The following is a 13480-nucleotide window of genomic DNA, read 5'->3' as shown; positions in this document are numbered from 1 at the left end:
CTTATAATAACAAACTAATAGCCTATATTATGATAATTAAATCTACATTTCAGAATCATATAACGTCATTTCTTATTTTCTTTTTTTTAACGTTAACAATAAATGCACAAATCGGAATTGGAACTGTTTCACCAAATGCCACTTCGATATTAGACATAACTTCTACTACTCAAGGATTATTGGCTCCGCGTATGACAACTGCACAGCGAACTGCTATTACAACTCCTGCAGAAAGTTTATTGGTTTACGACACGACAGATAAAGCCTTTTATTATTATAACACGGCCAACTCAACTTGGACAAGAATGGCTATCGAGAGTACCATTAAAAGAAACAATTATAAACTGGTCAAAACTGCTGCTGACTTGGCTCCCGAATTAACCGCCGGCGGAGGAACGAGTTATTTGCTTAATACAAATACTTTATACGAGATAAACGGAACAATTACACTTGCTGCTCCTATAAATTTAAATAACGCTTATGTTACCGGACTGGATGCGAATGAAGATATTTTGGTAGCGCCAGGAACTGTTTTTCAGGGAAACACAGGAGGAAGTATCCGATTTCTGACTTTAAAGGGCGCAAAAGCTTTTGATATTACAGGCCCTGGAATTGCAACAGCAACTTCAATGTTGGCTCAAAATGTAATAATAGATGGTATGACAACAAATGTTGGAACTATTTCTGGTTTTGGTTTATATTTTGGCAACATTATTCAATTTGTAAATAATACAAACGGAATTACATATTCTAATATTGGAAGTTTACTTCTAAACAATCAAGCGTGGTTAAATACTAATAATGGTACTTTTGAAACCTTTACTGGTACTTTTGGTTTAATACAAAAAAGCAGCGGCTTTAGTTCTGTAAATGGCTCAGACCTTGCTTTAGATGTTAGCAGCAGTACGCTTGCTACAGGAACAGGTATTTTATTAGGCACCGTTTTTTCAGGAACTACTACGTCTCCTACAGGTTATGTGAAAGGTTATGCTGCAGCTTCTACCTATCCCGGATATTATTTTAGTACAGCATGGACTGTAGATGCACCGGGAATTCCGAGAGAAGGCGATAGTGATGCAACTGGCGATATTAATTTGGATGCTGCGGTTGGTACTGGTGCCACAACCACTTTTTCAGGAACTTCTACAGCCAGCAGAACTAAATTGAATGGTACAACGACCTCTAACAGTTTGTTTCGCTTTACTAAAGATGGAAATAATCGAATAACATACAGAGGCAACAAAACAAGATATTTTCAGATTACAGCTTCAATGTCCTATCAAGGAAGTGGCGCAGATATTACATTAATACTATATTTTGCTAAAAATGGTGTTGTACTTACTGATACAAAAGTGTATGGTCGTCCATCGACAGGATTTTTAGCGACAGCTGGAATTTTAGCATTGCCGATAGTCGGAACAGTACAACTTAAGAAAGATGATTATATTGAAGTATGGGCGGAACGTTATGATGGAAGCGGAAATATTTCAACGATTTCTCTTAATCTAACTGCTCGATAATAAATAAAAAGTGCTGAGATATAAATCAGCACTTTTTTTATTCATTTTCAAATTCTTAATTGATCAAATAGTTCTGAAATCAACTTAGAAAATTCTTTTTAATTCAATTCCGTTTAGGATTGTTTTCCCTGTTTTTTGCTTGAAATCTACCTGAATTCCTTTACCGTCTTTTACATAAATAGTCGTTTTCATATCAACGGCTTTTTCAGGTTCCAAGTAGTTATTATTTCCAAAGTTTTCCAAAAATAATTGTCCGTTTACCAAAACATCAAAAACTCTAAAGGCTTTTTCTTCCTTCTGACTTTTCTCTGCTAAATTATAAGCCAACGCCTCTCTCGTATTTCCTGAGAGAAACTCAGCAAAATAAAGTATCAATTCATATTTTCCGTCTGGAACATCAAAATTAAAGGCTTCAATTCCTTCTCTTTGCGTTTGATAAATTGGGTCATTTTCAGTTCCTTTTATCAATTTATTTGTTCCGTACGGAATTTGAGGGTTTCCATGCATTTTATACGCTTGACCACCAACATAACCCCAACTTCCTTTTGTGTATGCTTGTTCTGGAAGCCAGTTTTGCTGTGTTAATTCTTCAGTAAATTGTCTTTGATCTCCCAAACTGATTCTTATATTTTCAAAAGGATATTTTGTGCTGCTTAAATTTGGTGCATAAAGTGTGAAATGAATTGAAGCAAAATCTTTTACGCTTTCGTTTGAAGTTGAAAAAGCTTCTACTATATTGTTTCCATTTTTGAACGGAACTTTAAAAATAGTCGATCCTTCTTTTGTTTTCTGGCTTCCTAAATTTTGTCCGTTAACTTTTAAAGTGATTTCATTTCCATTTGAAAAAACTTCCAAATCCTGATAAAAAACCGATTCGTTTTCTGAAGTCAAAACTCCGGAACGATTTGTCCAGCTTTTTGATCCAATGCTTACAACTGGCTTTTTCAGTAATCTTGCCTGATAGAAATAATAAGCATCTTTCGGAATTCTGTCCCAAGAAATTATGCCTTTATTGTTCATGTGCGGCCAACTTTCGGCTCTTCCTTCTGAATTGAATTCGACTAAATTCCAAATAGTTCCTCCGGCTACATAATCGAGATTTTCAATGGCATTCAAATAATGCTTGTGATACAACATCGCATAATCCATCGTTTTATCAAACTTTTTCGGATTATCTGATCGCATTCTTCTATCAGCATCGGCGCCAAATTCTGTAATTACCATAGGTTTGTCTGGTAATACTCGATGATGGTTTTCAAGAAACTTTTCTAAACCGCCAAATTCGCCATTGTACCAACCGTGATATAAATTCCATCCGACAATCATTGGGATTTTTGTCAATCCAACCGAATTGTACAAATCAAAAGCACCGTGATTTGGCAACATTGTATAACGTGTTGGATCTTCTTCTCTTGTCACATTTTCAAGTTTTTGAGCCAATGCTGCAACATTTTTGTAATAATTCTGTCTTTCTACCGATTTATCATCATATCTTGGGCGAAGCAAAATTTCATTCATATACGCCCAAACAATTACACTTGGATGATTGAAACTTTGACGAATCATTTCACGTTGCATTTCGATGCTATTTTCTTCAAAAGCTTTAGTTTCTGTGATTCGGTTTACTTCAGGAGTTTCAACCATTGCCAAAAGCCCAATTCTATCGCAAGCTTCTAAAACCGAAGGATCTTGCGGGTAATGTGCCACACGAACAAAATTTCCGCCCATATCTTTAATCAACTGCATATCTTTTTCAGCCAAAACATCTGGCAATGCATTCGCCAAATCTTTATAATCCTGATGGCGGTTTGCCCCGATTAATTTAGTTGGTTTTCCATTTAAGAAAAATCCTTTATCAGCAGTAAACAAAAACCATCTGAAACCAACTGGTGCAGAAAATAAATCTAATTGCTCTTTTGTTTTTTTATCTAAAACAACCGTAACCACTTTATACAAATAAGGCTCATCTGGCGACCATAATTTTGGGTTTTGAACCGTTTTTGAAAGCTGTAAAAATTCAGTTTTTGAATTTGATTTCAGTTTCAAACTAGAACTAAAAGTAGCAACCTCTAAATTATTTTTATCGAATAATTTAGAAATAACAATTACTTCTTTTGAAAATTTAGAATTGTTTTCAATATTTCCTTTAACCTGAAATTTAGCTGATGTGGCTGAAACATCAGGAGTTGTGACAAATACACCATCAGAAGCACGGTTTGTCATGTCAAAATGCACTTCGTCTGAAGCAATCAAATATAAGTCACGATAAATTCCCCCGTAAAAAGTAAAATCGGCATCAAGCGGTGGAATATCGTCGTTATAACTGTTATCAACTTTTATTACAATTTGGTTTCCCTTTTCAGGATTTTCAAACTGAAGAAATTCATTTATCGGAAAACTGAATGCCGTGTAACCACCAATATGCGAACCAACTTTTTTTCCATTAATAAAAACTTCTGTAGTTTGATTTGCACCTTCAAAATAAAGATAAACCGATTTGTTTTTCCATTGCGAATTTACATAAACAGTTTTCTTGTACCATCCTTCACCGCGGTAATATCCCCATTGATCATCCATGACGTCAAATTTGTTCCAACTGTGTGGCAAATTGACATCTTCCCAAATCGTAGTTTTTGTATTCTCTAAATCGGCTTGGTTTAATTTTCCTTTGTAAAACTGCCAATTGGAATTTATAGATTGTTTAATTTTTTCCTGACTGAATCCAGTCAAGAAACAAAATAGAGTACCGAGCAGTAAGATCTTTTTAATCATTGGTATTAGTTTTGTGGTTTTACCAATCTGCAGTCAAATAATCCTCCGGCTGTATTCCCTGGATCGGCTGCAAACTGAATTGTAATTTGGTTTTCATTTTTTAATAAAGCCGTAGGAATCGTATATGTCTTATCATAAAACGAATTTGGTTTCTTAGCTTTTAAAATTTATTTCGCAATTTCGACATTATTTACTAAAATCCTAAAGATTCTTTTTTCCGCCATAGTTTCTAAAATATGAATAAATCAAATTATCTTCTGAGCAGGTTTTTATATTCATTATAAAACTAAAATAACCACCATTGTGTATGTCACTTCTGCATATTTTGAAATTCACCCGTAAAAGTATTTTTTACTTCAAACCGATGATTTTTATCAGGCTGTATTTTGCCAATTCTCAAATAATCTAAATTTATTGCTTTAAGTGCTTATTTTTCAGAATTTTATTTTTCAAAAACTCCTACATGAGTTTCCCAATAGTCAGTACAAATTTATCCCAAGAAATCATATATCGATTAATCAATAATATTATTTAGACATTAAAAATGTTTTTTGAGTATTTTATAAAGCAAATTTTAACATGTTATAATCATTTTGGGGAATCCAATTTTTAATCACAATGTCATTTCGCCAGAACTTGAATTTCTCTCACTTTCATAGCAATTATAGCTAATTATTCAAGAAAAACTACTGATTCGCAAAACTTTGCAACTTTATTTTGATCTTAAAATACATTTATTATGAAGCTGTATTGACATTGTATAGTAAATAATATCAACTATTTTAAGTTTATCAGAAATCACAAAATAGCTTTTTGAAGTTAGATTAAAAATAGCTTTTTTCTTGTTATTTCACCAAGGCGTTTGAAGAATTACTTGTTTTAAAAAATCAGAAACTTAAAAAGTTAAATTGACTTTAGGAAAAGTGAATACTACAGAATTGCACAACTAAATATAGTGCCTTAATACGAGTTAAATTGGGAATTGAAAGCAGAATTAATTTTGGGCGTTTCCCTCTGGGCCGTGCTGTCCGCTGTATCTTTTGCGGGAGCAGTTTCAGGAAAATCGAGCAGCTGCTGGTTTCCCGCAAAAGGATGCCGCTCCCATCACTAACGCGCTTCGGGGTAAATGATAAGTTTCAGTTCCAGAAGATTTCTCCAAAGTGGTTATAAAACAAAAAATCCCTCCCGATAAATCGGGAAGGATTCTCAAAAGAAAGGCGACGACATACTCTCCCACAAAATTGCAGTACCATCTGCGCAGGCGGGCTTAACTTCTCTGTTCGGGATGGGAAGAGGTGAGCCCCGCCGCAATAACCACCTTAAGGTTTTTAGTTGTTGGTTTTTGGTTGTCGGATTTCTCCATCAACTATCAACTCTTGACCATCAACTGCTCTGCGTCGAGCTAATATTTTAACATACTGAGATAAAGAAAAGAAGTATTTGTTTAGAAAGTTTCCTCCCTCCGATTGCTCGGAGGGAAAAGGGTGTACATAAGCTTACGGATTATTAGTACTACTCGACTATGACATTACTGCCTTTACATCTATAGCCTATCAACGTGGTCATCTTCCACGATCCTTAAAAGAAATCTCATCTTGTGGTGGGTTTCGCGCTTATATGCTTTCAGCGCTTATCCCTTCCCAACGTAGCTACTCTGCGGTGCCCCTGGCGGGACAACAGATACACTAGAGGTTAGTCCAATTCGGTCCTCTCGTACTAGAATCAGATCCACTCAAATTTCTAACGCCCACAGTAGATAGAGACCGAACTGTCTCACGACGTTCTGAACCCAGCTCGCGTGCCACTTTAATGGGCGAACAGCCCAACCCTTGGGACCTTCTCCAGCCCAAGGATGTGACGAGCCGACATCGAGGTGCCAAACCCCCCCGTCGATATGAGCTCTTGGGGGAGATCAGCCTGTTATCCCCGGCGTACCTTTTATCCTTTGAGCGATGGCCCTTCCATGCGGAACCACCGGATCACTATGCTCTACTTTCGTACCTGATCGACCTGTATGTCTCTCAGTCAAGCTCCCTTATGCCATTGCACTCTACGCACGGTTACCAAGCGTACTGAGGGAACCTTTAGAAGCCTCCGTTACTCTTTTGGAGGCGACCACCCCAGTCAAACTACCCACCAAGCACTGTCCCCCGCAACACGGGGTTAGGCCTCAGATAAACAAAGGGTTGTATTTCAACAATGACTCCACAACGCCTGGCGACGCCGCTTCACAGTCTCCAACCTATCCTACACATCATTTATCCAAGGTCAATACTAAGCTATAGTAAAGGTGCACAGGGTCTTTTCGTCCCACTGCGGGTAAACGGCATCTTCACCGTTACTACAATTTCACCGAGCTCATGGCTGAGACAGTGTCCAGATCGTTACACCATTCGTGCAGGTCGGAACTTACCCGACAAGGAATTTCGCTACCTTAGGACCGTTATAGTTACGGCCGCCGTTTACTGGGGCTTCAATTCAATGCTTCTCCGAAGATAACATCTCCTCTTAACCTTCCAGCACCGGGCAGGTGTCAGGCCCTATACTTCATCTTACGATTTTGCAGAGCCCTGTGTTTTTGATAAACAGTCGCCTGGACCTCTTCACTGCGGCCCCCATTGCTGGGGGCGACCTTTCTCCCGAAGTTACAGGTCTATTTTGCCTAATTCCTTAGCCATGAATCTCTCGAGCACCTTAGGATTCTCTCCTCAACTACCTGTGTCGGTTTACGGTACTGGTACTAATTACCTGAAGTTTAGAGGTTTTTCTTGGAAGCCCTTAGGCGCACTATCTCTTTGTCCGAAGACTCCGAGTACTATCGTATTTCACCAAAACCTGCGGATTTGCCTACAGGTCTTATAGCTAGGTACTTCAACGAACTATTCCGTCAGTTCGCGGCGCTTTCATCACTCCGTCACCCCATCACAGTAATTAGTAGTACGGGAATATTAACCCGTTGGCCATCGACTGTCCCTTTCGGGTTCGCCTTAGGACCAGACTAACCCACAGCTGATTAGCATAGCTGTGGAAACCTTAGTTTTTCGGTGTGCGGGTTTCTCGCCCGCATTATCGTTACTTATGCCTACATTTTCTTTTCTGACCAGTCCAGCATACCTTACGATACACCTTCAACCCTGTCAGAATGCTCCCCTACCACTTGCAATTGCTTGCAAATCCATAGCTTCGGTAATATGTTTATGCCCGATTATTATCCATGCTCGTCCGCTCGACTAGTGAGCTGTTACGCACTCTTTAAATGAATGGCTGCTTCCAAGCCAACATCCTAGCTGTCTGGGCAGACAAACCTCGTTCTTTCAACTTAACATATATTTGGGGACCTTAGCTGATGGTCTGGGTTCTTTCCCTCTCGGACTTGGACCTTAGCACCCAAGCCCTCACTGCTGTGAAACATTATATAGCATTCGGAGTTTGTCAGGAATTGGTAGGCGGTGAAGCCCCCGCATCCAATCAGTAGCTCTACCTCTATATAACTATCATCAGCGCTGCACCTAAATGCATTTCGGGGAGTACGAGCTATTTCCGAGTTTGATTGGCCTTTCACCCCTACCCACAGGTCATCCGAAGACTTTTCAACGTCAACCGGTTCGGTCCTCCACTGTGTGTTACCACAGCTTCAACCTGCCCATGGGTAGATCACACGGTTTCGCGTCTAACACTACTGACTAAAGCGCCCTATTCAGACTCGCTTTCGCTACGGATCCATGGCTTAACCACTTATCCTTGCCAGCAACGTTAACTCGTAGGCTCATTATGCAAAAGGCACGCCGTCACCCCACTAAAGGGCTCCGACCGCTTGTAAGCGTATGGTTTCAGGATCTATTTCACTCCGTTATTCACGGTTCTTTTCACCTTTCCCTCACGGTACTGGTTCACTATCGGTCTCTCAGGAGTATTTAGCCTTAGCGGATGGTCCCGCCAAATTCAGACAGGGTTTCACGTGCCCCGCCCTACTCAGGATACCACTATTCATTACATTTATTACCCATACGGGGCTATCACCCTCTATGGCGTCACTTTCCAGTAACTTCCGGTTCTGCATGCATGAAATGTCGTGGTCCTACAACCCCAACAATGCCGTAACATTATTGGTTTGGGCTAATCCGCGTTCGCTCGCCACTACTTACGGAATCACTTTTGTTTTCTTCTCCTCCGCCTACTTAGATGTTTCAGTTCAGCGGGTTTGCCCACCTATCGGTGTACTATGTCTTCAACATAGTGGGTTGCCCCATTCGGATATCTGCGGATCAATCGATGTGTGCTCGTCCCCGCAGCTTTTCGCAGCTTATCACGTCCTTCTTCGCCTCTGAGAGCCTAGGCATCCCCCATACGCCCTTATTTTGCTTATTGTACCAATCTTGTTCCTAAAAACAAGACCGTTTTTTTTTGTTTTCTACAATAAATTGTAAAAAACGCTTTCTACTTTTTATTATTTTCTTATCTCAATATGTCAATGAACTTTTATTTACTTCTTCAAGTAAATTCGTGGAGAATAACGGAGTCGAACCGTTGACCTCCTGCGTGCAAGGCAGGCGCTCTAGCCAGCTGAGCTAATCCCCCAATCTAATTATGAATTGTGAATTATGAATTATGAATTTATATTCATAAGAACTCAACTCTAGAATTTCCTTTTTTTTTAAGCCAAATAGTAGTCCCGGGCAGACTCGAACTGCCGACCCCTACATTATCAGTGTAGTACTCTAACCAGCTGAGCTACGAGACTCTGTTTTACTTAAGTTTTATCATTTTTTTAAATTAACAGCAAGAGTAATAAAATCCTCAATTCAGACCCATTTCGATCCGCATCTTTTTTCCCCAACGTGTGCAAGCACTAACATTCGAGGCTCTAGAAAGGAGGTGTTCCAGCCGCACCTTCCGGTACGGCTACCTTGTTACGACTTAGCCCTAGTTACCAGTTTTACCCTAGGCAGCTCCTTGCGGTCACCGACTTCAGGCACCCCCAGCTTCCATGGCTTGACGGGCGGTGTGTACAAGGCCCGGGAACGTATTCACCGGATCATGGCTGATATCCGATTACTAGCGATTCCAGCTTCACGGAGTCGAGTTGCAGACTCCGATCCGAACTGTGACCGGCTTTGTAGATTCGCTCCTGGTCACCCAGTGGCTGCTCTCTGTACCGGCCATTGTAGCACGTGTGTAGCCCAAGGCGTAAGGGCCGTGATGATTTGACGTCATCCCCACCTTCCTCACAGTTTGCACTGGCAGTCTTGTTAGAGTTCCCGACATGACTCGCTGGCAACTAACAACAGGGGTTGCGCTCGTTATAGGACTTAACCTGACACCTCACGGCACGAGCTGACGACAACCATGCAGCACCTTGTAAATTGTCTTGCGAAAGTTCTGTTTCCAAAACGGTCAATCTACATTTAAGCCTTGGTAAGGTTCCTCGCGTATCATCGAATTAAACCACATGCTCCACCGCTTGTGCGGGCCCCCGTCAATTCCTTTGAGTTTCATTCTTGCGAACGTACTCCCCAGGTGGGATACTTATCACTTTCGCTTAGCCACTGAAGTTGCCCCCAACAGCTAGTATCCATCGTTTACGGCGTGGACTACCAGGGTATCTAATCCTGTTCGCTACCCACGCTTTCGTCCATCAGCGTCAATCCATTAGTAGTAACCTGCCTTCGCAATTGGTATTCCATGTAATCTCTAAGCATTTCACCGCTACACTACATATTCTAGTTACTTCCTAATAATTCAAGTTCAGCAGTATCAATGGCCGTTCCACCGTTGAGCGATGGGCTTTCACCACTGACTTACTAAACCGCCTACGGACCCTTTAAACCCAATGATTCCGGATAACGCTTGGATCCTCCGTATTACCGCGGCTGCTGGCACGGAGTTAGCCGATCCTTATTCTTACGATACCGTCAAGACATTACACGTAATGTTGTTTCTTCTCGTACAAAAGCAGTTTACAATCCATAGGACCGTCATCCTGCACGCGGCATGGCTGGTTCAGGCTTGCGCCCATTGACCAATATTCCTCACTGCTGCCTCCCGTAGGAGTCTGGTCCGTGTCTCAGTACCAGTGTGGGGGATCTCCCTCTCAGGACCCCTACCCATCGTTGCCTTGGTAAGCCGTTACCTTACCAACTAGCTAATGGGACGCATGCTCATCTTTCACCGTTGTGACTTTAATAGTGTGTTGATGCCAACTCACTATACTATGAGGTATTAATCCAAATTTCTCTGGGCTATCCCTCTGTGAAAGGTAGATTGCATACGCGTTACGCACCCGTGCGCCGGTCTCTAGCTCCGAAGAACTATACCCCTCGACTTGCATGTGTTAAGCCTGCCGCTAGCGTTCATCCTGAGCCAGGATCAAACTCTTCATCGTATATTTTAATATTATATAGTCGATGCTTCCTCTAGTGGTTCTTTTCGAATCTATCGATTCCATTACTCTTATTCTATTTGTTCCGATTCTCATCGGAACGGCTGTCAATTCAATATGTCTACGAACGTAATTTTGTTTCCTTCGCTTGTCTCTCAAAGCGGGTGCAAAACTAAAAATTCTTTTTGTTTCTCGCAAGAAAAATTTAAAAAAATTTGAAACTTTTTTTTCGTCTCATATTCCAAACTTTCCTCCCAATCTCTCAATGAACTTTCCGTGTTTTGCGGGGTGCAAATGTAAAAAGCATTTTCAAATCTCACAAGCTTTTCGAAATCTTTTTTTGAAAATATTTTTCAGTTTAAATCGTCTCGCTTGCCAGTATTTCAGTGAACGCCTTTCGTTGTTGCGGGTGCAAAAGTAGAACCTTTATTCAGTTATACAAGCTTTTTTAGCCTCTTTTTTTCATCTTTTTTCGGATTATTTCTTAACTCACTGATAACGGATTCTTTACAAATCATTTTTTTTTGATTCTTTGTAGCGTTTTTCTGAATCAAGGTGCGGTTTTGATTCTTTTCGGGTCTTTTCTGCTTTCCGTTTTGTTGAATTTTTAGTCTTTCGGCCTCTTTTATGATAAGAAAACAGGATTCAAGGCTTACTTAAAATGCACTTTTTAGTCTCGCAGAGTCGCAAAGACGCAAAGTCTTCCCTTTTCAGGCTCCATTTTAACCGGAATCCTCTCTTCTTCCTCTGGATTTCTCCTGAAAACAGCTCCCATAGCCCCGATAGAAGCGGAAATCCTTTTTGTGGCGGGGTTCGCCGCAAAAAGATTGAAGCGGATAGCGGGAAACAGCTCCTTATAAATAACAATCTTAAAACTCCATCGTCTAAACTTAGAAAAGCTTCCACTCCACTCAGCTTGGCAAAAGCTATACTTATATATTATAGTATAAAATAATTTCTTCCTTATATATGTATAGAAAACATGAACAAACTTTAACTAGCTATACAGTTATTATATATTTTATCTTTGCTTAAAAAAGAAACTATAAATGACCATACAAGATTTAGTTGGCAGATATGCTATTTCAGGAAGTAATCAGGAAGAAAGTAACGACATTAGCTACAAAGGCGTTTTAACTTTGTCGTTAGATGAAAACGATCGAATTATTGCGCACTGGTTAATTAATAATACACAACAACAAAAAGGCAAAGGTTTCTTTAAAGATAATATTTTAGTAATTAACTTCAATTATAAAGGTGACGATAGAAAAACTTATAAAGGAGTTGCTGTTTACAGATGTATCACCAGGGATGTTCTTGATGGATTTTGGTCTGAAAAACATGGCAATCCACTCTATCTTGGAACTGAGCATTGTTTAAGAATGGAAAGTACTGAAACACTCAACTAATGTCTATTAATTTTTTTTCCATTCAAAGTTCCCATTTTGACTTACATTAAATTTAGTAACTTTTCCATTTTCCTTTATAAACTCACATTCGGCACCCAGAATATTCTTAAACTGGAATTTTACATCAGATTGAAAAATTAAAGGAACAGTTCCTTGTCCTGAAATCTTAGCAAGTAACTGCCCATTTTCTTTTATAATTTCTATAGTTCTCTTATTGTCGATTGACAATGTATATGTACCAATATATTCATTTAGTAAAGTAGCATCTACATTAACTTCATTTTGGAATGTTTTTCCCAATGCAAGACTTGTAATATCAACTGACAATTCATCTTTTGGAGCACATTCACAATTAAATAATGCAGCAACAAAAACGTCCTCTTTAGGAAAGTAGATTTCAGTACTTAAAAATCCTGTTATAGCTCCACCATGTTCTATTGATTTTATACCATTTATATTTTTCAATATCCAGCCATAGCCATATTCTGTCATGCTTCCATCTTTCAATTTAAAAGGCACAAATGCTTTTTCTAAAGTTTCTTTTTTAAGGATCTTATATGAATACAATCCTTTGTTCCATTTTAATAAATCATCTACATTTGAAATCAGTTCACCTGCAGCATAAGCAATAGTCATACTCCAGTAATCAGCGTTTTTAAATTCTGCTCCTTCTTTTCGATAACCATTGACTCTATTGGGAATAATATTATTTGAAGTATCAAAATAAATGTGATTTAAATTCAACGGTTTTAAGATATTTTCCTGCAGATAGGCTTTATAGCTTTTGCCTGATATTTTTTCAATAATATATCCCAGTAGAAAATAGCCTGAATTACTATATTTATATTTCGTGCCAGGCTCAAATTCTAATGGAAAATTTTTAAAACGATCTATAAGTTCTTTCGGGTCAAAGTCTCTCCTTTCTAAATTAGGTTCCGGATAATCAATTTGCATATAATCTCTTATTCCTGATGTATGTGTCAATAGATTCTCAATAGTTATCTTTTTAGAATTTGACGGGAAATCAGGAACGAATTTCTGCAAGCTGTCTTGTAAAGAAATTTTACCTTGCTCTACCAATTGCAAAATAGCAACAGCTGTGAATTGTTTAGTTATTGACCCGAGTTTAAAAACCATTTCTGGCTTAATTGGCACATTTAATTCAAGGTTTGCACTTCCAAAAGCTTTCTTATAAACAATCTCGCCTTTTTTTGCTACCAGTATTTCACAACCAGGCTCAGATGAGCTAAATTTAGAAGAAAGCAGTACATCCAATTTTTTTTCTAATTGCACGTCTTCTTTAGATTGTCCATAAGTGCAAAATATCCATAAAAAGGAAAGAAGAAAATATAATTTATTCATGTGGTTAATTAAATATATCATTAAACAAATTCATGTAA

4 protein-coding genes, 2 tRNA genes and 3 rRNA genes are annotated in these 13480 nt (G+C 39.0%); 2 read left to right on the top strand and 7 right to left on the bottom strand.

Annotated features, from left to right (window positions below):
* Positions 1–29 precede the first annotated feature (29 nt).
* A complete protein-coding gene (locus tag ACNFIH_RS22455) occupies positions 30–1520 on the top strand; it encodes a hypothetical protein (RefSeq protein ID WP_426484888.1) in 1491 nt (496 codons plus the stop codon).
* A gap of 84 nt (positions 1521–1604) precedes the next feature.
* On the opposite strand, the gene ACNFIH_RS22450 is transcribed toward ACNFIH_RS22455, so the two are convergent.
* The 6 genes from ACNFIH_RS22450 to ACNFIH_RS22425 all read right to left on the bottom strand — a co-directional run bounded on the left by ACNFIH_RS22450 (position 1605) and on the right by ACNFIH_RS22425 (position 10674).
* A complete protein-coding gene (locus ACNFIH_RS22450; protein WP_426484887.1) occupies positions 1605–4292 on the bottom strand; it encodes a glycoside hydrolase family 2 TIM barrel-domain containing protein in 2688 nt (895 codons plus the stop codon).
* A gap of 1212 nt (positions 4293–5504) precedes the next feature.
* Positions 5505–5614, bottom strand: a 5S ribosomal RNA gene (gene rrf / locus ACNFIH_RS22445).
* A gap of 164 nt (positions 5615–5778) precedes the next feature.
* Positions 5779–8660, bottom strand: a 23S ribosomal RNA gene (locus ACNFIH_RS22440).
* A gap of 136 nt (positions 8661–8796) precedes the next feature.
* Positions 8797–8870, bottom strand: a tRNA-Ala gene (locus tag ACNFIH_RS22435).
* Positions 8871–8959: 89 nt separating this feature from the next.
* A tRNA-Ile gene (locus ACNFIH_RS22430) sits at positions 8960–9033 on the bottom strand.
* A 127-nt stretch (positions 9034–9160) separates the two neighbouring features.
* Positions 9161–10674, bottom strand: a 16S ribosomal RNA gene (locus tag ACNFIH_RS22425).
* Together the 16S, 23S and 5S rRNA genes with 2 tRNA genes alongside form the textbook arrangement of a ribosomal RNA operon.
* A 1046-nt stretch (positions 10675–11720) precedes the next feature.
* On the opposite strand from ACNFIH_RS22425, the gene ACNFIH_RS22420 reads away from it, so the two are divergent.
* Positions 11721–12080, top strand: coding sequence for a hypothetical protein (locus ACNFIH_RS22420; protein WP_426484886.1), 360 nt, complete (start codon positions 11721–11723; stop codon positions 12078–12080).
* A 6-nt stretch (positions 12081–12086) separates the two neighbouring features.
* Here the strand turns inward: ACNFIH_RS22420 and ACNFIH_RS22415 are convergent, their stop codons facing one another.
* Positions 12087–13442, bottom strand: coding sequence for a serine hydrolase domain-containing protein (locus ACNFIH_RS22415; RefSeq protein ID WP_426484885.1), 1356 nt, complete (start codon positions 13440–13442; stop codon positions 12087–12089).
* Positions 13443–13480 lie beyond the last annotated feature (38 nt).

Source organism: Flavobacterium sp. 2, from assembly GCF_049949195.1.
Classification (GTDB): Bacteria; Bacteroidota; Bacteroidia; order Flavobacteriales; family Flavobacteriaceae; genus Flavobacterium.
This window is presented reverse-complemented; position numbering and strand designations above follow the sequence as displayed.